Genomic DNA, 19,289 nt, shown 5'->3' on the forward strand with positions numbered 1-19,289 from the left:
TCCGCAGGCTCAACTCGCACCACCCGCGCGACCTACTTGAGGCCGGCCGCGTCCATGCCCCGGAGCTCCTTCTTCAGGTCCTGGATCTCGTCGCGCAGTCGACCGGCCAGCTCGAACTTCAACTCGCGGGCAGCGTTCATCATCTGATCGGTCATGTTCTTGATCAGGTCCGCCAACTCGGCGCGCGGCATCGACGAGACATCCTGCCCCTCGTACACGCCGGAGCTGACCGACCTGCCTGCTTCGCCCTGCGCTCGCCGACCACGGCTGGCGTTCCGACCCGAGCCACCCACTTCGACGGCCGTGTCGGTGTCCTCTGCTTCCTGATACACCTGATCGAGAATGTCGGCGATCTTCTTGCGCAGCGGTTGCGGATCGACTCCCCGCTCCTTGTTGTAGGCGATCTGCTTCTCGCGCCGACGTTCGGTCTCCTCGATCGCGTACGTCATGGAGTCGGTCATCTTGTCGGCGTACATGTGCACTTCACCGGACACGTTTCGAGCGGCGCGGCCGATCGTCTGAATGAGGCTGGTGCCGCTGCGGAGGAATCCCTCCTTGTCCGCGTCGAGAATGGCGACCAATGACACCTCGGGAAGGTCGAGGCCCTCCCGGAGGAGGTTGATGCCGACCAGGACGTCGTACTCACCCAGCCGAAGCTGCCGCAGCAGCTCGACTCGGCGCAACGTATCGATGTCGGAGTGCAGGTACCGGACGCGGATGCCCAGCTCGAGCAGATAGTCGGTCAGGTCCTCCGACATCTTCTTGGTCAATGTGGTGACGAGAACTCGTTCGTCCTTCTCGGCACGCTCGCGAATTTGGTGGACGAGGTCGTCGATCTGCCCCTTGGTCGGTTTTATGACGACCTTCGGATCGACGAGGCCGGTAGGACGGATGACCTGCTCGACGAATTCGCCGCCGGTCTGCCCCAGTTCGTACTTGCCGGGAGTAGCGGACAGGTAGACGGTCTGGCCGATCCTCTGTGTGAACTCTTCCCACGTCAGCGGCCGGTTGTCCGTCGCAGACGGCAACCGGAACCCGAAATCGACCAGGTTCCGCTTGCGCGACATGTCGCCTTCGTACATCGCGCCGATCTGTGGGACGGTGACGTGGGATTCGTCGATGACGAGTAGGAAGTCCTCGGGGAAGTAGTCGATCAGGGTCGCGGGTGCGGTGCCGGCCCCGCGACCGTCTATGTGCCGCGAGTAGTTCTCGATGCCGGAGCAGAAGCCGACCTGCTTGATCATTTCCAGGTCGTATTGCGTGCGCATCCGAAGCCGCTGCGCCTCGAGCAGCTTTCCCTTGCCTTCGAGCTCCGCCAGGCGCGCCTCGAGCTCGGCCTCGATGTCCTTGACCGCCCGTTCCATGCGCTCCGGTCCGGCGACGTAATGGGTGGCCGGGAAGATGCGTACCGAATCGACTTGGCGAACGATGTCGCCCGTCAGCGGATGCAGGTAGTACAGCGCCTCGATCTCGTCTCCGAAGAACTCGATGCGAATAGCGAGCTCCTCGTACGACGGAATGATCTCCACGGTATCGCCGCGGACTCGGAACGATCCGCGGGTGAACGCCATGTCGTTGCGCGTGTACTGCACGTCGACCAGAAGCCGGAGCAGCGCATCACGCTGGACCTCGACGTTGACCTCGAGCTCGATCGACCGATCGACGTACGACTGCGGGGTACCGAGACCGTAGATGCACGACACCGACGCCACCACGACCACGTCTCGGCGAGAGAGCAGGGATGCCGTCGCCGAGTGCCGCAGACGCTCGACGTCGTCGTTGATGGACGAGTCCTTTTCGATATAAGTATCGGTCTGCGCGATGTACGCCTCGGGCTGGTAGTAGTCGTAGTACGACACGAAGTACTCGACTGCGTTGTTGGGCAACATGTCTCGTAGCTCGTTCGCCAACTGCGCTGCGAGAGTCTTGTTCGGTGCCATCACCAGGGTGGGGCGCTGCAGTTTCTCGATCAGCCAGGCGGTGGTGGCCGATTTACCGGTACCGGTGGCACCGAGAAGCACGACGTCCTTCTCGTCCGCCTTGATCCGACGTTCGAGTTCGGCGATGGCGGTCGGCTGATCACCGGCCGGAACGTGTTCGCTGACGACCTCGAACGCCGGTCCGGTGCGCTCGATCGCTCCCACCGGACGGTGTTCGGAGTGCGCGACAACGGGATGTTCGGATGCAAACGCCATTACACAAGCGTAGACGCGACCACCGACAAGTTCCGTCGGAGAGACCTCGGAGGTCTGTTCCCGGTAGCTTCTACAGGCATGGTCGCTCACACGTCAGCCGGTGCGCACACCGTCGTTCATGCCCCGAAACACGAAACGTTCGACCTGGTCGCGAAGACCAACGTCGACCCCAAAGGGTTCGTTCGCGTGGTCGACGAATACCGCGTCGAGCCGTGGGGGCTGTACATGGCCCGGCCATCCGACCATGCCCACTTCGACTACCTGGAGTCCTGGCTACTGCCTGCTCTCGGGCTCCGGGCCTCGGTGTTCCATTATCTGCCCGCGCACGCCAGAGACCAGGACTACTACGTCGACATCGGCGAGTACACGGCCGGGGCCAGCCGATGGACCTCGGTCGATCACTATCTCGACCTCAGTGTTCGCACCGGCCGCGACTACGACCTGCTGGACGTCGACGAGCTGTTCGACGCGCGCGTGGCGCAGCATCTGGACACCCCGACGGCCGAGCGGGCGCTGTCCCGATCGATCGCGGCCATCGAAGGACTGACGCGGCACGATTACGACCTGAACGCCTGGCTCGCGTCCGTCGGCATGCCGACGGAATGGAACGGCAAACCGGCCTGAACCGCGCAGCTCTGCCTCAGGCAGTCCAGTTCGTCTCCTCCGCCCACTGCCACGCCCGCCGATACGCCACGTCGAACCACGGTGCCTTCGCGTCTACGTAGGCATCGATCGCCGGTTGATATTCGGCGATTCCGGCGGCGGCTTCTGACGCACGCCGCTTGATAGCGGCGTATTCCGTCGCGACAGCCGCGTCCGCCCGGAGCCAGTCGCGGAACAACAACGCGAACGTCTGGTTCGGCCAACCGTCGACTCGAACATGGACGTTGGCCGGTCGCCCGGGGTCTGCGTTGCCGTGAAAACGCTTGCCCCACACGGCCGGATCGGCCTCACCACCCACTCCGTACGCGGGCTTCGGATCGTCGAAGTCACTGGACTCGACGCCGGGGAACCCGGCGACGCGCAACTGTTCGCCGACCGAATCTGCGTCGGCCAGCGAGCGCACCGTGATCTGGATGTCGAGCACGTCCTTGGCATCGAGTCCGGGTACCGCCGTCGATCCGACGTGGTCGATCCGAACAGCCTTGTCCCCACACGCGAGAGCAAGGCGCGCGATCATTCGCCGCGCCTGGGATTCCCAGGCCGGGTCTGCAGTCACGAGTTCCGGATGCGTCCGGGCGACAATGCCCTCTCTGAGGTTGCGCTCGAAGGGAATCACGCGCTCGTTCCACAAGTTTCGTACCTGATCGTCGACGCTGCCGGGCGCACCCGTGTTGTCTATCCACACATCTGCCGCAGCTCGGCGCGCATCGTCGGTCGCCTGCGCGGCGATGCGCGCGCGGGCATCGGCCTCGGGCATGTTTCGTTGGCCGGTCAGCCGACGTACTCGTTCCTCGGCGTCGACCCAGACGACGACGACCAGATGGAAGAACGGAGCCATCGAGCCTTCGACGAGAAGTGGAATATCTTGCACCACCACGGCATCCGCAGCCGCACCCTCGATGATCTCGGTAGTGCGCTGTCCGACCAACGGATGCACGATGGCATTGAGCTTCTTTCGCGACTCCTCGTCGCCGAAAGCCTTGGCGGCCAAAGCCGGCCGATCGAGTGACCCGTCGGGCGCCAGTATCTCGGTACCGAAGGCGTCCGTCAGTTGTTGCAGCCCAGGCGTTCCCGGCTCCACCACTTCGCGGGCAAGTACGTCCGAGTCGACGAGCACTCCCCCGAGTTCGGTCAGCACTTTCGCCACGGTCGATTTGCCGGCACCAATTCCGCCGGTCAGTCCCAGTCTCAGCATGCGTCCAGTCTGACACTCGAACACGCCGAAGCCCACCAGCCCCAAATGCACCGGTATTGCGAGCCTGTCGGTTATCTTCGACGAGCGCGACCTCGATGTGCCGACCCACCGCCAGCGAAAAGGACACCCATGCAAAGCAATCAGATCCAACCGGGTCGGCACCGCCTCGGCATGGATGCAGGCGTTCACTGCATTCTCATTCCAGAAGTTGCCTCGGCGCTGGCCGACCACCGGCGTAACTGGTTCACCAACCTCCTGACCCCTGCCCGCCACAGCTTCGCCACAATGCGTAAGCGCACGGCGAGCGTCGGCCAGTGGAGTCCAGCCACCGCCGCGTAGTTCGCACTCCCCCTCAACCTTGGACCCGGTTCAGCAGAACCGGGTCCATTGTCGTTCCTGTTGCACCTGCGTATTCGAACGAGAAAGCCCCGGTTCTCACAGGGAGAACCGGGGCCGAGGTCACACCCTCACGGGTGGACTACTTCTATCAGGCGTTGCCCGACAGCTTCTCGCGAAGTGCAGCGAGCTGCGCATCGCTGGCCAGCGATCCACCGGTCGAGGCGGGAGCCGACGCTGCGGGAGCATCGCCTTCTGCATCGGCGGGAGCCTGACCCGACTCGGAGGAGTAGTTGGTGTTGGCGGCTTCGGCAGCTTCGTCCTTGGCCGTCTTCTCCATCTGAGCGGTGTGCATCTTGTGGCGACGCTCGGCCTCGGCGTAGCGACCTTCCCACTCTTCACGCTGCTTCTCGTAACCTTCGAGCCATTCGTTGGTCTCGGAGTCGAAGCCCTCGGGGAAGATGTAGTTGCCACCCTCGTCGTACGAGTCGGCCATGCCGTACTTGGACGGATCGAACTCTTCTGCGTAGTCCTCGTTGGCCTGCTTGAGGCTCAACGAAATCCGGCGACGCTCGAGATCGATGTCGATGACCTTGACGAGTGCGTCGTCGCCGACACCCACGACCTGGTCCGGAACCTCCACGTGGCGCTCGGCCAACTCGGAGATGTGCACGAGGCCCTCGATGCCCTCTTCGACGCGCACGAACGCACCGAACGGAACGAGCTTGGTGACCTTGCCGGGCACGATCTGGCCGATCGCGTGGGTGCGAGCGAACTGGCGCCACGGATCTTCCTGCGTTGCCTTGAGCGACAGCGACACACGCTCGCGGTCCAGGTCGACGTCGAGAACCTCGACGGTGACCTCGGTGCCGACCTCGACAACCTCGGACGGGTGATCGATGTGCTTCCAGGACAGCTCGGAGACGTGCACCAGGCCGTCGACGCCACCCAGGTCCACGAAGGCACCGAAGTTGACGATGGAGGACACGACGCCCTTGCGGACCTGGCCCTTCTGCAGCTGGTGCAGGAACTCGCTGCGGACCTCGGACTGGGTCTGCTCGAGCCATGCGCGACGCGACAGGACCACGTTGTTGCGGTTCTTGTCGAGCTCGATGATCTTGGCCTCGATCTCCTTGCCGACGTACGGCTGGAGGTCGCGGACGCGACGCATCTCGACGAGCGAGGCGGGGAGGAAGCCACGGAGACCGATGTCGAGGATGAGTCCACCCTTGACGACCTCGATGACGGTGCCCTTGACGGCCTCGTCCTTCTCCTTGAGCTCCTCGATCGTGCCCCAAGCGCGCTCGTACTGAGCTCGCTTCTTGGACAGGATCAGACGGCCTTCCTTGTCCTCCTTGGTGAGGACGAGTGCTTCGATCTCATCTCCCACGGAGACGACCTCGTTGGGGTCGACATCGTGCTTGATGGAGAGCTCGCGGGAAGGGATGACGCCTTCGGTCTTGTAACCGATGTCGAGTAGAACCTCGTCACGATCGACCTTGACGATGGTGCCCTCGACGATGTCACCATCGTTGAAGTACTTGATCGTGGCGTCGATGGCGGCGAGAAAATCCTCTGCGGAGCCGATATCGTTGACGGCTACCTGCGGTGAGGTTGTGGTTGAGGGCATGTGTTGAGTTGCTCCGGACGGGTTGGGTATCGGTTGATGGATGTTCGGTCGGACTTGTGAAACGTGTGCAGCACGAGCATCTTCCGCGGATCCGTTTCCGGCTCCGCACGCGTCGACGCCGGGCGAACCCGACCTGGGCGCAGCATGAACACACTCGCGTTGATCAGGGTACGCGATGCCGCAGTACCAGCACAAACCCGGTTAGAGTCGGCGTGTGACCGATCCTTGCGCACCGTCGTCCACCCCCGGCCGCGGCCGAATCGATTCGGTCGCGAGCGACCGCGCGAGTCGAACCTGGTGGGATTCGGATGCCGACAATTATCACCGTACGCACGGCGCGTTTCTGGGCGCGTCGACCGAATCCGGAGAGTTCGTCTGGTGCCCGGAGGGACTGCACGAGGGCGACGTGCATCTGCTGGGTGACGTCGCGGGCAAGGACATTCTCGAGGTGGGCTGCGGCAGCGCACCCTGCGCCCGCTGGCTCGGGACTCAGGGGGCGCGCGCCATCGGCCTCGACATCTCGATGGGCATGTTGCAGCGCGGCGTCGACGCGATGACCGCGGGCGGGTCGACGGTTCCGCTGGTGCAGGCCAGTGCCGAGTCCCTACCGTTCGCCGACGAGGGGTTCGACATCGTGTGCTCGGCCTTCGGTGCGGTTCCGTTCGTCGCGGACTCCGCCAACGTGATGAAGGAAGTGGCGCGGGTACTGCGGCCGGGCGGCATCTGGGTGTTCGCGGTCAACCATCCGATGCGCTGGGTGTTCCCCGACGATCCCGGGGTGGGCGGCCTGACCGCGACGATTCCGTACTTCGATCGAACCCCGTACGTCGAGTACGACGCCGACGGGACCCCCAACTACGTCGAGCATCACCGCACGATCGGTGATCGCGTGCGCGAGCTGGTCGCCGCAGGTCTCGAGGTTCGCGACATCGTCGAGCCGGATTGGCCGGAGTGGCTCGACCGCGAGTGGGGTCAGTGGAGCCCACTGCGCGGCCAGCTGTTTCCCGGCACCGCGATCTTCAGTAGTCGAAAACCGCGGTGAGTCCGTAGTCGATCAGCGCCGGTGCACCCTGGCTTCGACGGTCTCGGTGAAGGCGCTGGTCGACGCCTGACCGCCGAGGTCTGCTGTCGCGACCCCGGATTCGACGGTGTCGTCTACGGCGTGCCGAATCCGGCCGGCTGCGGCGGCGAGCCGTTCGTCCCCGTGCCGATCGGCGAGCCACTCGAGCAGCATCGCGGCCGACAGGAACAGCGCCGTCGGGTTGGCGCGATTCTTGCCTGCGATATCCGGGGCGGATCCATGGGAGGCCTGCGCCATGGCCTGGGTACGTGAAGAGTTGATCGACGGTGCCGTGCCGAGTGACCCGGACAGCTCTCCGGTCAGGTCGGAGAGGATGTCCCCGAACATGTTCTCGGCCACGATGACGTCGTAGTCCTCACCGCGTCGAACCAGATGCGCCGCGAGGGCGTCCACGTGCTCTTCGGTGACGTCTACCTGCGGAAACTCCTCGCCGACGGACCGGCAGGCATCGCGAAACAATCCCGTCGTCATCGACAGCACGTTGGTCTTGTGCACGATCGTCACTTTCCTCCGCCGCCGGTCTGCGAGCGAGAAGGCCTCACGAGCGATGCGTTCGCACGCCGAACGGGTGAACACTCCCACCGCGAGCGCTACATCGGGCGTGGGCATGAACTCGCCACTGCCGACGAACATGTTGCGGTCGGCGTAGAAGCCCTCGGTGTTCTCCCGCACCACCACCAGGTCCATCTGCGGCGACATCGCGCGCACTCCAGGGAGTGCCTTGGCCGGACGGATGTTGGCGAACAGATCGAAATGCTTGCGAATTCGTCCGCCCGGAGTCAGCTGAGATCGGAACGGCTCGGGGTACGACGCGCTGTCGTGAGGCCCGAGAATCCACGCCTCGAGCCTGCCGAGCTCGTTCAACGTGTGCTCGGGCATCGGCGTTCCGTGCTCGTCGAGAGCACCCAACCCCAGCGGCAAGTGCTGCCAGTCGACGACGGGACCGTGCACAGCGGCCAGAGCTGCGTCCACCACCCGGATCGTCGCAGGGACGATCTCGTGACCGATACCGTCGCCGGTCATGGCCCCAATTCGTAGAGTCGGTGCATCTCGTCCGTCCGTCTGCGCCATCATGACTACATGGTGCAGTCCGCCGAACTCCTCCTCGACTCGGGGCTCGATACTACGGTTCGCCGCGAGTGGGCGGCACTCTCCGATGCCGGCCTGCCGAGCCAGAACCGTCATCGGGGCGAGTCGAATCGTCCGCACATCACCGTCTCGGTGGCGTCGTCCATGCCCGCGTCCGTCGATTCCGGTACGGCCGTGCGTTTCGACCCGTTCGATGTTCGTCTCGGCGGCCTCGTCGTATTCGGTGGCCGGACCGCCACCCTGGCCCGTCTGGTCGTGCCGAGCGTCGAACTGCTCGACCTGCATGCTCGGATGCATGCCGCCGTAGGCCCGGGCTCGTTCGACAATGTCGCCATCGGGCATTGGACGCCGCACGTGACGCTGGCCCGGCGGTTGACACCCGACGAAGCCGGTGCCGCGACGCGCCTGCTGTGCCCGCACCTGGACGACCTGATCGGCTCTGCCGTTGCCTTGCGTCGGTGGGACGGCGACAACAAGTGCGAATGGCGCATCGGCTGACAGCCAGGCCTGTCAGAACCGGAAGTCTCCGAACTGGGTCACCTCCGCATGTGTATCCGGCGTGCGGCCGACAGCGACCCACGCATCGAGGGCGAGAAACATCAACACAACCACCAGTACAATTGTCATGCCACCAGCGTCCTACCTGCGCCGACTCAACACGAGTGGCAGTAACGACATGTATCGTCGATTTTCTGCCATACTGCTGTCATGCTGAAGAAGGTGGTCGCAGTACTGCTGCCGTTGACCGAGCAGTTCGAGCTCGGCGTGGCCTGCGAGGTGTTCGGATTCGACCGCTCCGACGAGGGACTGCCCACCTACGACTTCTCGTTGATCGCCGGGGTCCCCGACACGATTCGCACCCGGGTGGGTTACACGATCGATGTGCCCCACGATCTCGACCGGCTCGACAGCGCCGATCTGATCATCGTTCCGGCCGGCGGCACCGAATCGGCCGACGACGGAAGCTACGTGTGCGGCAGTAAGTACAGCCCCTCGATCGAGCCACTACTCGACAAACTCCGTGCGGCGGTGGACCGAGGCGCGCTGGTCGCCAGCCTGTGCAACGGCGCGTTCGTACTCGGCGCGGCGGGCCTGCTCGACGGCAGGCGGTGTACGACCCACTGGCGACACTCGGCCTCCCTGGCCGCGAAATACCCGTTGGCGCAGGTCGATCCGAACGTTCTCTACGTGGACGACGGGAATGTACTGACCAGTGCGGGCACCGCGGCCGGTATCGACCTGTGCCTGCACATCGTCCGCAAATACCAAGGCAGTGTCGTGGCCAACGGAATCGCGCGCAGAATGGTCGTTCCGCCACACCGTGACGGCGGCCAGGCGCAGTTCGTCACCAGTCCACTACCGGCGATCCGAACCGAAACGTTGGCACCGTTGCTCGATTGGATGACCGAGAACCTCGATTCGGAACTCACGATCGGCCGACTGGCTGCGCGGGTGAACATGTCGGCTCGTACATTCGCCCGCAAGTTCGCCGCCGAGACCGGCACGACGCCCGCGCGGTGGCTCAACGACCAACGCGTACTGGCTGCGCAGCAGCTCCTCGAGAACTCCGACCTGCCCATGGATTCGATCGCCGAAGTCGTCGGTTTCGGCAATGCCGCAGCCCTGCGCCAGCATTTCGTCAGACTTCGCTGCACGACGCCCAACTCGTACCGCCGAACGTTCCGGGCCGCGCCGCAACCCGTGTGACAGACCACGGAGAGGAATGGGTCCGGGAAGATTCCGGAGAACCTCTGCGTTGAGACGAACAAGAAGCGCAATCAATCGAAAGGGTACGCGTGGCCACTCAGACTTTGACTCAGCAGAATTTCGACGAGATCGTCACCAGCAACGACGTGGTATTGGTCGACTTCTGGGCCTCCTGGTGCGGTCCGTGCCGCCAGTTCGCGCCGACGTTCGAGAAGTCTTCCGACGCGCACCCGGACATCGTGCACGCCAAGGTCGACACCGAAGCCGAACAGGGCTTGGCCGCTGCCGCGCAGATCCAGTCGATCCCGACGATCATGGCCTTCCGCGAGGGCATCCTGGTCTACGCCCAGCCCGGCGCATTGCCCGCTCCGGCGCTCGAAGACCTCGTCGGCCAGATCAAGGCACTCGACATGGACGTCGTCCGTCAGCAGATCGCCGAGCAGGCACCCGCAGCGGAGTAGTTCCCTCACAGCACAAAACGAAGGGCCGCTCACCGAATCCGGTGAGCGGCCCTTCGTCATGCATGAGCCGGCCCCGACTCAGTGAGCTGCGGCATCCCAGCTGCGACCGGTACCGACCGACACCTCGAGGGGCACCGACAATTCGATGGCCGACGACATCTTGTTACGCACCAACGCCTCGACTTCCTCGCGCTCGGAGTCGACGACCTCGAGTACCAGTTCGTCGTGCACCTGCAACAGCATGCGCGACTTCAAGGTCGACTCCGCCAGAGACTTGTGCACGTCGATCATCGCTACCTTGATGATGTCTGCGGCAGTGCCCTGGATCGGAGCGTTGAGTGCCGCACGCTCGGCGACCTCGCGACGCTGACGATTGTCGCTGTTGAGATCTGGCAGGTAACGACGACGGCCGTACAGCGTCGAGGTGTAGCCCACCTTTCGGGCTTCCTCGACCGCGTTGCGCAGGTAGTCGCGCACGCCGCCGAAGCGAGCGAAGTACGCCTCCATCTGCTGCTTGGCTTCGTCGGTGGAGATCTTCAACTGCGCGGCGAGGCCGAACGCGCTGAGTCCGTAGGCGAGGCCGTACGACATGGCCTTGACTCGACGGCGTAGTTCCGGGGTGACCTCGTCGATCGGTACGCCGAACGCGCGCGAACCGACGAAGCTGTGCAAGTCCTCACCGGTGTTGAACGCTTCGATCAGCCCCTCGTCACCGGATACGTGCGCCATGATGCGCATCTCGATCTGGCTGTAATCGGCGGTGAGCAGAGTGTCGTAGCCCGCACCGACCACAAAGCCGTCGCGGATGTGGCGACCCGCCTCGTTCCGCACCGGAATGTTCTGCAGATTCGGTTCCGTCGACGACAGTCGTCCGGTGGCCGCGACGGTCTGATTGAACGTGGTGTGAATGCGGCCGTCCTCGGCGACGGACTTGAGCAGGCCGTCCACCGTCACCTTCATTCGTGTGGCATCACGGTGGTCGAGCAGGAACTTCAGGAACGGATGCTCGGTCTTCTCGAACAGCCCCTGAAGAGCATCGGCGTCGGTGGTGTACCCGGTCTTGGTCTTCTTGGTCTTGGGCATGTCGAGTTCCTCGAACAGCACCACCTGCAGCTGTTTGGGCGATCCGAGATTAATCTGCTTGTCGATCACGCCGTACGCAGAATTCGCGGCCTCGTCGACCTGCGCAGCAAAACCCGATTGCAGCGAGCGCAGGTGATCGCCGTCCACTGCGATGCCCGTGGCTTCGATATCGGCAAGCACTGTCAGCAGCGGCAGTTCCATCTCCGAGAGCAGAGTGGTCGACTCGATTGCCGCGAGTTCCGCGTCCAGGGCGTCGGCCAAATCGATGACCGCCCGCGCCTTGAGAATTTCGCCCTCGGCGAATGCCGCGTCAGCGGTGTCCTCGGCGTCGAGAAGTGACATCTGCCCCTCGCCCGCGTCTTCGACGCGTAGTTCGCGCTTGAGGTAGCGCAGCGACAAGTCGTCGAGGTTGAACGACCGCTGACCGGGCCGGACGAGATACGCCGCGAGCGCGGTATCGGTCGTCAACCCACCGAGCGTCCATCCTCGACCACGAACAGCGTGCAGTGCCCACTTCGCCTCGTGCAGAGCTTTGGGTCGATCCGCATCGGCGAACCACGCGGCCAGAGCGCGTTCGTCGGATTCGTCGAGAGCCGTCGTGGTGACGAAGGCACCTTCGCCGTCTGCTGCCGCGATGGCCACCGAGGTCGCGTCGCTGTCGTACGGCCTGCGTGGTCCGAGGATGGATACCCCGCTACGCCGACCGTCGGACGCATGCTCGTCCAGCCACGCCGCCAACTCCCCGGGCGCGACGACGCCGCCCCGAACGTCGAACCCTTCTTCTGCCTCGGGCTCGACCGAGGCGAGTGTCTCGAACAGTCGATCCCGCAGGATGCGAAACTCCAGATCGTCGAACAGGGCGTGGATCTTCTCGCGATCCCACGGGGCCAGCTCGAGTTGATCAGGTGTGAAGGGCAACGGCACGTCGCGCACCATCTCGGTGAGCTCGCGGTTGAGCACCACACTCGACAAGTTGGCCCGCAATGCGTCGCCCACCTTGCCCTTCACCTTGTCGACGTTGTCGACGAGTGCGGTGAGCGACCCGTATTCGATGATCCACTTGGTCGCCGTCTTCTCTCCGACGCCGGGGATGCCGGGAAGGTTGTCGCTCGGATCTCCGCGCAGAGCTGCGAAGTCCGGGTACTGAGAGGGCGTCAGACCGTATTTGTTGGCGACCTCGTCCGGAGTGAATCGCGTCAGGTCCGAGACACCCTTGCGGGGATAGAGCACTGTGACGTTGTCGGTGACCAGCTGCAGTGCGTCACGATCGCCGGTGACCACGAGGACGCGATAGCCCAGTGCCTCGGCCTGTGTGACCAGAGTGGCGATGATGTCGTCGGCTTCGAATCCTGCCTCGGCCATCACGGGAATGCCCATGGCACCGAGCACGTCCTTGGTGATGTCCACCTGGCCCGCGAACTCGTCCGGCGTCTTGCTCCGATTCGCCTTGTATTCGGGGAACCGCTCGGCTCGGAACGTTTGCCGTGACACGTCGAAGGCGGCGGCGATGTGCGTCGGCTTCTCGTCTCGCAACAGGTTGATCAGCATCGAGGTGAACCCGTACACGGCATTGGTGGACTGACCGCTCGTGGTCTTGAAATTGTCCGCCGGCAACGCGAAGAAGGCACGGAAGGCCATCGAGTGACCGTCGATGAGGAGCAGCGTCGGACGCTCTTCGGCTGACTTCGCATCGGTCCGGGCTGCGGGTGCTGCACTTTTGTCGGTTACTGGGCTCACGGTTGACCAGTCTAGGTAGCGGGTCCGACATCACGTAGCCGGATGCGGGCACCGCGACGCAATCGCCGCGGCACCGATCTCCCGCAGCGCGAAACACAACCGATACTTTCCGGAAATCTCAGTTGCCGATTTTGCGTCGTTTCAACGGATAGAGTCCGACAATTGCAGTAAATCCCCATCCCGTGACTCAACGACAACCGTCCGGAGGACGTGCGTGGCTCCAAATGTTCGATGGACCAGAAAGGTGCAACCACCGAGGTTGCGCGCAAGATCTGCAGTTCGCGTATTCCAGCGAACACTCCTACTCGCCATCCTGAGTTCCATTGCGGCGCTGCTGTTCAGTGCGCCTGCGTTGGCGCAGGAACCTACCCCCTCTCCCCCGGCGGCGCCGGGAACCAGTGCCGAACAGGCACCGCCCGCAGACGCCGTCAGCGTCGCGGGATCGCTCAACAACGGTGGAGAACGCCTCGAAGGGGTCGATGTTGCGGCGCTCGACGCGTCGGGCAGCGAAGTGGCCCGCACCACCAGCGAGACCGGCGGACGCTGGACTCTCGAATTGTCGCCTGGCACATACACATTCCAGGTGGTCCAGGAAACGCTCCCCGACGGGGTGAGCGTGCAGGGCGAGGTCGAGCGCGACGTGCAGGCCGGTCGCTCGAACACCGTCATCTTCTCCTTCGGTGAGGCCAGGACCGCGACCAGCACCCCGTTCTACGAGAAGTTCGTGCGCACCACGGTCGACGGCTTCCGCTTCGGTCTGGTCATCGCGCTCGCGGCGGTCGGTCTGAGCTTGATCTTCGGAACGACGGGCTTGACCAACTTCGCACACGGCGAACTCGTGACGCTCGGAGCCGTCGCGGCATGGTTCTTCAATGTGAGCCTCGGGATACAACTGATTCCGGCCACCGTGCTGGCGATCATTGTCGGAGTCGCGATCGGCTGGCTCAACAACGCCCTGATCTGGCGGCCGTTGCGTAAACGTCGAACCGGCCTGATCGCTCAGCTGGTGGTGACGATCGGACTCGCCATTGCGCTGCGCTACCTCATCCTGATCTTCTTCTCCGACCGCTCGGAGCCATTCGACGACTACCAGGCTCAGACCGAGAACGACTGGGGCCCACTGTCGATCACCAACGTCAACCTCGCCTGCATCGTCATCAGCGTCGTCGTCCTCATCGGCGTCGCACTGATGCTGCAGCGCACCAAGATCGGTAAAGCCATGCGTGCGGTGGCCGACAACCGTGATCTGGCTGCCTCGTCGGGTATCAACGTCGAGCGCGTCGTGACGTTCGTCTGGTGCCTCGGTGGCGGCCTGGCCGCCCTCGGCGGCGTGCTGTTCGGGCTCTCCGAACTCGGCGGCCGCGTGCAATGGGAGATGGGCTTCAAACTCCTACTGCTCATGTTCGCCGGAATCACGCTCGGAGGACTCGGCACGGCCTACGGCGCATTCCTCGGTTGCGTCATCGTGGGTCTGCTCGTGCAGTGGTCGACGTTGGTCATCAATCCCGACCTCAAATACATCGGAGGGTTGCTCGTCTTGATTCTCATCCTCGTCGTCCGTCCTCAGGGCATCCTCGGCTCGCGACAAAGGATCGGGTGACCTGCACATGGATATCATCGGCGCACTTCAGATCTCTCTTGCTCAGCTGGTCGGCCCGTCGGCCATCTTCTACGCACTGCTCGCCATCGGCCTGAACCTGCACTTCGGCTACGCCGGTCTGCTCAACTTCGGCCAGATCGGCTTCGCCCTGCTCGGCGGCTACGGCGTCGGCATCACCACGATCACCTACGAGCAGCCACTGTGGCTCGGCATTCTGGTCGGTCTCGCTGCGGCCGGCCTGCTGGCTCTGGTGCTCGGCATTCCGACCCTGCGATTGCGAGCGGATTATCTCGCCATCGTGACGATCGCCGCATCGGAAATCCTGCGACTGGTATTCCGCTCCACGGCAACCGATTCGGTGACCAAGTCCACCAACGGCATCACCGGATTCGCAGCTCCGTTCACCAACCTCAGCCCGTTCGAGGGTGGAAAGACGTACAGCTTCATCGGCGTTCGGTTCCTGGGTAACGACCTGTGGGCCATGCTCGTCGGCTGGACGTTGGTACTGCTGCTGTGCGGGGTCGTATACCTGCTGACACACAGCCCGTGGGGTCGTGTTCTCAAGGCGGTTCGTGAAGACGAGGACGCTGCCCGGTCGCTGGGCAAGAACGTGTTCGTCTACAAGATGCAGGCACTCGTTCTCGGCGGCGTGATCGGCGGTATGGGCGGGGTGTTCAACGCACTGCAGACGCAGTCGATCAACCCAGACTTCTATTCGACCGCGCAGACGTTCTTCGCGTTCGGCGCTCTCATTCTCGGTGGTGCCGCAACGGTGTTCGGCCCCGTGATCGGCGCAATGCTGTTCTGGTTCCTGCTGTCCATTCCCGACGCGATTCTGCGGCAACTGATCTCGGGCGACGATCCGGTGCTCAACCTCACCGGTGCCCAGGTCGGTGCCACACGATTCGTACTCCTGGGAATTCTGATCGCCGTGCTGATGGTGTTCAGACCCCAGGGCATTCTCGGCAACAAGCGAGAGGTTCAACTCAATGCCTGACCCGAGCACCGGTGCCGCCGCAGATGCGACACCGAGCAAGAAAGCCAGCACACTCGAAGCACGTGCGGCCAAAGCACTGTCGAGCGATCAGCGTGCCAGTCTGTTCGCCGGCGTCGCCAACGAGCCCGGGGCAGCCAAGCCCGACGCGACATTGGTGGTCGACGGGGTCTCGCGTACCTTCGGCGGCCTCAAGGCCGTCGACGTGGCGCACCTCGAGATCCAGCGCGGATGCATCACCGGTCTGATCGGACCGAACGGTGCGGGTAAGACCACACTGTTCAACCTGCTCACCGGATTCGACCGACCCGACACCGGAACGTGGTCGATGGACGGTCAGGAACTCGGCCGGATGCACCCTCATCAGGTGGCACGCAAAGGCGTCGTCCGCACCTTCCAGTTGACGAAAGCACTGTCGAAACTGACTGTGCTGGACAACGTTCGACTGGGCGCGACGGGCCAACGCGGCGAGCGCATGATCAACACGTTCATGCCGTGGACGTGGAAGGCACAGGAGCGTCAGATCACCGAACGCGCCTACGAACTGCTGGGGCGATTCAAACTCGACGCCAAAGCCGACGATCTGGCCGGCTCGTTGTCCGGTGGTCAGCGCAAACTCTTGGAGATGGCGCGAGCGTTGATGACCGATCCGTCGGTTGTCATGCTCGACGAGCCGATGGCCGGAGTCAATCCCGCTCTGACGCAATCGCTTCTGGGCCACATCAAATCGCTGCGCGACGACGGCATGACGGTGGTGTTCGTCGAACACGACATGGATGTCATCCGCGACATCAGCGACTGGGTGGTGGTGATGGCTCAGGGCAGCATCATCGCCGAGTCCACCCCGGAAGAGCTCTCCAACAACGGTGCCGTCGTCGATGCCTATCTCGGTAGCCATCACGATCAAGCACTCGAATTCGATGCCGACGGCAATCCCGTCGGAGCGACCGCCGAACTGGCCGAGGCATTGAAGCAAGCCGAGGTGGAGGAACTGCAAGCAGGAGGCGATCTTTCGGAACCGGAGTTCGTCAGCCCCGCAGCCACCGACACTGCTGCGGGCGGCTCGCACCGAGCCAAGGAGGACAACTGATGAGCGAACAAACTCTGACGCCGGCCGAGTTCGCGGCCACGCCGGGCGAGCATGCGCGTCTGGCCGAAGGAGCGTTGCTGCGCGCCGACGGTCTGGTTGCCGGGTACATCCCCGGTGTGAACATCCTCAGTGAGTGCAACTTCTTTCTGAACGACGGTGAGATCGTTGGCATCATCGGACCCAACGGTGCCGGTAAGTCGACTCTGCTCAAGACGTTGTTCGGCCTCGTGGCGGTCCGCGAGGGCAGTGTGAAGCTGCGCGGTGACAACATCACCTCCGCCGAGGCGCACGTTCTGGTGACCAAGGGCGTCGGATACGTGCCCCAGACGCAGAACGTGTTCCCATCGCTCACGATCGAGGAAAACCTCGAGATGGGAATCTATCTGCGGCCCAAGAAGTTCGGTGAGCGGTTCGACTTCGTCAGCGAGTTGTTCCCACTGCTCGGCGAACGCAAGAAGGTCAAGGCAGGTGCACTGTCGGGCGGTGAGCGCCAGATGGTGGCGATGGGGCGGGCCCTGATGATGGAACCGTCGGTGCTGCTGCTCGACGAACCGTCGGCAGGCTTGTCGCCGATGTTCCAGGACGAGGTCTTCATCCGCTGCAAGAAGATCAACGCGGCGGGCGTCTCGATCATCATGGTCGAGCAGAATGCCCGCCGCTGCCTGCAGATCTGCGACCGCGGCTATGTTCTCGATCAAGGTCGCAACGCCTACACCGATACCGGGCCGGCGTTGATGAACGATCCCAAGGTGATCGAGCTCTACCTCGGCACTCTCGCGGGAAGCAAAGAAAAGAAGGCCTGACCTTCTCGGCAGGAAGCCCCGACTCGACATAGTTCGAGTCGGGGCTTTCTCGTACCTGCGCCATAGGTACCCAACGTGGTGTATTCGAACGACTCCGGGCCCGAGTCCTGATGTCAGGACTCGGGCCCGGAGGCTGTGCAGCAGCTACAGATCACTCACCGACGACGATGTATCCGTCCGTCGTCAGCTTGTTGTCCGGTCCGAAGACCAGGTTGCCGTAGGAACCGGTGGCGGGCTCGCCTGCGTCACTGAAGTTCAGCGCGCCGGTGACTCCGTCGTAGTCGATATCGGTGCCGGCCTTGACGAGTGGGAGGCACTCGGCGAAGGTCGTGCACTTCGTGCCGTCCTTGGTGATGCTGTTGATGTTGGCAGCGATGTCGGTGCCTGCCGTCGACTTCGCCTGCTCGGCTGCCAGCGCCGAGATGACGACCGCGTCGTAGGACTCACCGGCGTAGTTGAAGTCGACCAATGCCGGATCCACGCCCTTGAGTCGGTCCTGGAACGCGGTGCCGACGTCGGTCAGCGGGGTGGTGCCGCGCATCTTGTCGAGCAGGCCTGCAGCGACCGACTCACCGAGTGCGTTGCCCATGTTGCCGTCGACGCCGTAGACCAACGTGCCGTCGGACGGTCCGATGCCGATCTCGTGCATACGGGTGATGATCTTCGCGGACTCCTCGAAGCCGATGATGGCGACGGCATCCGGGTTGAAGTTCTTCACGCCGTCGACCTCGGCGTTGAACGACTGTGCGTTCGGGTCGTAGATCGTGGTCTGGATCTGGTCTGCCGCGATGCCGGCCTCTTCGAGGTTGTCGGCGGTGTTCTTGGCCAGGCCCGTTCCATAGGGGTCGTTGAGAGCCAGGATGGCCACGCGCTGCGCGCCGTCCTCGGCGATCAGCTGCGAGAGTGCCTGTGCCTGCAGCACATCGGTGGGCGCGGTACGGAAGTACTGGCCCTTGTCCGGGTAGCAGACGAACTGGTCGGAGGTGTTGGCAGGCGAGAACTGCACGACACCCGCGCTGGCGATCTTGTCGATGACCTTGAGCGACACCGAGGACGACGCCGCACCGACGATGACGTTCGAGCCGCCGGCGAGCAGACGGTCGACCGTGGTGTTGGCGGTGTCGGTGGTGGTGTCGCCCGAGTCACCGGGGATGAGCGTGACGGGCTGGTCGAGGACGCCGCCCGCACCGTTGACATCGTTGACGGCCAGCTGGACACCGGCGACCTCGGGTGGTCCGAGGAAGGCCAGGGTGCCGGTCTCGGGAAGGAGGGTTCCTACCACCAGCGGCGACGTGTCGGGAGTGGATCCGGCGGTGGCCTGCTCAGGAGTGCAGTCGGTGGAGACGGTCGTTTCCGCGGCCGACGTGCCGCCGCTGGCACTGGTGGAGTCGGTCGAGCCCGAGTCGTCGCTCGACGAACAGCCGAACAGTGCGAGCGAGGTGACGCTCAGCACTGCAGCCGTGCGGACATAGGTCCGAATTGCCATCTAGGTTCTCCTTGAAATTGCTCGTCGTTGAAGCTCACCTGAGTTACATGTGGCTCATGTGTGAACCAGACGCTAATGCTCGAAACCGGTTCGCAAGGCCTAGAACGACGCTCGTGACCTGACTGTGACCTAAGAGGTC

16 protein-coding genes are annotated in these 19,289 nt (G+C 63.7%); 10 read left to right on the top strand and 6 right to left on the bottom strand.

Annotation, left to right across the window (positions count from 1 at the left end):
- Nucleotides 1-32: 32 nt before the first annotated feature.
- The gene (gene uvrB, locus J2X62_RS11005; RefSeq protein WP_027497251.1) at nucleotides 33-2,195 is read right to left on the bottom strand and encodes an excinuclease ABC subunit UvrB; all 2,163 of its coding nucleotides are present in this window, start codon (nucleotides 2,193-2,195) and stop codon (nucleotides 33-35) included.
- A gap of 78 nt (nucleotides 2,196-2,273) precedes the next feature.
- Between uvrB and J2X62_RS11010 the strand changes: the two genes are divergently transcribed.
- Entirely contained in the window at nucleotides 2,274-2,819 is a 546-nt protein-coding gene (locus tag J2X62_RS11010; protein ID WP_032365527.1) for a DUF402 domain-containing protein, read from the top strand.
- Nucleotides 2,820-2,835: 16 nt separating this feature from the next.
- Here the strand turns inward: J2X62_RS11010 and coaE are convergent, their stop codons facing one another.
- Nucleotides 2,836-4,053, bottom strand: a complete 1,218-nt coding sequence (gene coaE, locus J2X62_RS11015; protein WP_032365535.1) for a dephospho-CoA kinase — start codon at nucleotides 4,051-4,053, stop codon at nucleotides 2,836-2,838.
- 129 nt (nucleotides 4,054-4,182) lie between these two features.
- Here coaE and J2X62_RS11020 point away from each other — a divergent pair, with 129 nt between their 5' ends.
- Nucleotides 4,183-4,392 (top strand): hypothetical protein, encoded by a 210-nt coding sequence (locus tag J2X62_RS11020; RefSeq protein ID WP_027497254.1) that lies wholly within the window; start codon nucleotides 4,183-4,185, stop codon nucleotides 4,390-4,392.
- Between the two features lie 148 nt (nucleotides 4,393-4,540).
- On the opposite strand, the gene rpsA is transcribed toward J2X62_RS11020, so the two are convergent.
- Nucleotides 4,541-6,019, bottom strand: coding sequence for a 30S ribosomal protein S1 (gene rpsA / locus J2X62_RS11025; protein ID WP_027497255.1), 1,479 nt, complete (start codon nucleotides 6,017-6,019; stop codon nucleotides 4,541-4,543).
- 214 nt (nucleotides 6,020-6,233) lie between these two features.
- Between rpsA and J2X62_RS11030 the strand changes: the two genes are divergently transcribed.
- Complete coding sequence (locus tag J2X62_RS11030) at nucleotides 6,234-7,061, top strand: class I SAM-dependent methyltransferase (RefSeq protein ID WP_310180482.1); 828 nt, start codon at nucleotides 6,234-6,236, stop codon at nucleotides 7,059-7,061.
- A gap of 12 nt (nucleotides 7,062-7,073) precedes the next feature.
- Here the strand turns inward: J2X62_RS11030 and J2X62_RS11035 are convergent, their stop codons facing one another.
- A complete protein-coding gene (locus J2X62_RS11035; RefSeq protein ID WP_230074716.1) occupies nucleotides 7,074-8,171 on the bottom strand; it encodes an isocitrate/isopropylmalate dehydrogenase family protein in 1,098 nt (365 codons plus the stop codon).
- Nucleotides 8,172-8,180: 9 nt separating this feature from the next.
- On the opposite strand from J2X62_RS11035, the gene J2X62_RS11040 reads away from it, so the two are divergent.
- From J2X62_RS11040 to trxA, 3 genes are all read left to right on the top strand, one after another.
- Nucleotides 8,181-8,687 carry a 2'-5' RNA ligase family protein gene (locus tag J2X62_RS11040; protein ID WP_032365529.1) on the top strand — a complete coding sequence of 169 codons (507 nt, stop codon included), beginning with the start codon at nucleotides 8,181-8,183 and terminating at the stop codon, nucleotides 8,685-8,687.
- A gap of 210 nt (nucleotides 8,688-8,897) precedes the next feature.
- Complete coding sequence (locus J2X62_RS11045; RefSeq protein WP_032365530.1) at nucleotides 8,898-9,896, top strand: helix-turn-helix domain-containing protein; 999 nt, start codon at nucleotides 8,898-8,900, stop codon at nucleotides 9,894-9,896.
- Between the two features lie 89 nt (nucleotides 9,897-9,985).
- Nucleotides 9,986-10,357 carry a thioredoxin gene (trxA, locus tag J2X62_RS11050; RefSeq protein WP_027497260.1) on the top strand — a complete coding sequence of 124 codons (372 nt, stop codon included), beginning with the start codon at nucleotides 9,986-9,988 and terminating at the stop codon, nucleotides 10,355-10,357.
- A gap of 78 nt (nucleotides 10,358-10,435) precedes the next feature.
- Here trxA and polA read toward each other — a convergent pair whose 3' ends face one another.
- Nucleotides 10,436-13,177 (bottom strand): DNA polymerase I, encoded by a 2,742-nt coding sequence (gene polA, locus J2X62_RS11055; RefSeq protein ID WP_032391040.1) that lies wholly within the window; start codon nucleotides 13,175-13,177, stop codon nucleotides 10,436-10,438.
- A 259-nt stretch (nucleotides 13,178-13,436) separates the two neighbouring features.
- Between polA and J2X62_RS11060 the strand changes: the two genes are divergently transcribed.
- The 4 genes from J2X62_RS11060 to J2X62_RS11075 are packed head-to-tail and all read left to right on the top strand — an operon-like array spanning nucleotide 13,437 to nucleotide 17,664.
- The gene (locus tag J2X62_RS11060) at nucleotides 13,437-14,777 is read left to right on the top strand and encodes a branched-chain amino acid ABC transporter permease (protein ID WP_283550181.1); all 1,341 of its coding nucleotides are present in this window, start codon (nucleotides 13,437-13,439) and stop codon (nucleotides 14,775-14,777) included.
- 7 nt (nucleotides 14,778-14,784) lie between these two features.
- On the top strand, nucleotides 14,785-15,774 hold the full coding sequence (locus J2X62_RS11065; protein WP_027497263.1) for a branched-chain amino acid ABC transporter permease: 990 nt from the start codon (nucleotides 14,785-14,787) through the stop codon (nucleotides 15,772-15,774).
- Nucleotides 15,767-16,861, top strand: coding sequence for an ABC transporter ATP-binding protein (locus tag J2X62_RS11070; protein ID WP_027497264.1), 1,095 nt, complete (start codon nucleotides 15,767-15,769; stop codon nucleotides 16,859-16,861). The genes J2X62_RS11065 and J2X62_RS11070 overlap by 8 nt, the downstream gene beginning before the upstream one ends.
- Nucleotides 16,861-17,664, top strand: coding sequence for an ABC transporter ATP-binding protein (locus J2X62_RS11075; RefSeq protein WP_027497265.1), 804 nt, complete (start codon nucleotides 16,861-16,863; stop codon nucleotides 17,662-17,664). Before J2X62_RS11070 ends, J2X62_RS11075 begins: the two co-directional genes overlap by 1 nt.
- Before the next feature lie 151 nt (nucleotides 17,665-17,815).
- Here J2X62_RS11075 and J2X62_RS11080 read toward each other — a convergent pair whose 3' ends face one another.
- Nucleotides 17,816-19,150 (bottom strand): ABC transporter substrate-binding protein, encoded by a 1,335-nt coding sequence (locus J2X62_RS11080; protein WP_032374321.1) that lies wholly within the window; start codon nucleotides 19,148-19,150, stop codon nucleotides 17,816-17,818.
- Nucleotides 19,151-19,289 lie beyond the last annotated feature (139 nt).

Origin of the sequence: Rhodococcus sp. 3258 (genome assembly GCF_031456475.1) — a bacterium.
In the GTDB taxonomy this organism is placed as follows: domain Bacteria; phylum Actinomycetota; class Actinomycetes; order Mycobacteriales; family Mycobacteriaceae; genus Rhodococcoides; species Rhodococcoides fascians.

Excerpts from the sequence above, each read along its gene's own strand:
- uvrB (WP_027497251.1), bottom strand. The coding sequence starts at position 2,195 with ATGGCGTTTGCATCCGAACATCCCGTTGTCGCGCACTCCGAACACCGT.
- J2X62_RS11010 (WP_032365527.1), top strand. The coding sequence starts at position 2,274 with ATGGTCGCTCACACGTCAGCCGGTGCGCACACCGTCGTTCATGCCCCG.
- coaE (WP_032365535.1), bottom strand. The coding sequence starts at position 4,053 with ATGCTGAGACTGGGACTGACCGGCGGAATTGGTGCCGGCAAATCGACC.
- J2X62_RS11020 (WP_027497254.1), top strand. The coding sequence starts at position 4,183 with ATGCAAAGCAATCAGATCCAACCGGGTCGGCACCGCCTCGGCATGGAT.
- rpsA (WP_027497255.1), bottom strand. The coding sequence starts at position 6,019 with ATGCCCTCAACCACAACCTCACCGCAGGTAGCCGTCAACGATATCGGC.
- J2X62_RS11035 (WP_230074716.1), bottom strand. The coding sequence starts at position 8,171 with ATGGCGCAGACGGACGGACGAGATGCACCGACTCTACGAATTGGGGCC.
- J2X62_RS11040 (WP_032365529.1), top strand. The coding sequence starts at position 8,181 with ATGGTGCAGTCCGCCGAACTCCTCCTCGACTCGGGGCTCGATACTACG.
- J2X62_RS11045 (WP_032365530.1), top strand. The coding sequence starts at position 8,898 with ATGCTGAAGAAGGTGGTCGCAGTACTGCTGCCGTTGACCGAGCAGTTC.
- J2X62_RS11065 (WP_027497263.1), top strand. The coding sequence starts at position 14,785 with ATGGATATCATCGGCGCACTTCAGATCTCTCTTGCTCAGCTGGTCGGC.
- J2X62_RS11070 (WP_027497264.1), top strand. The coding sequence starts at position 15,767 with ATGCCTGACCCGAGCACCGGTGCCGCCGCAGATGCGACACCGAGCAAG.
- J2X62_RS11075 (WP_027497265.1), top strand. The coding sequence starts at position 16,861 with ATGAGCGAACAAACTCTGACGCCGGCCGAGTTCGCGGCCACGCCGGGC.
- J2X62_RS11080 (WP_032374321.1), bottom strand. The coding sequence starts at position 19,150 with ATGGCAATTCGGACCTATGTCCGCACGGCTGCAGTGCTGAGCGTCACC.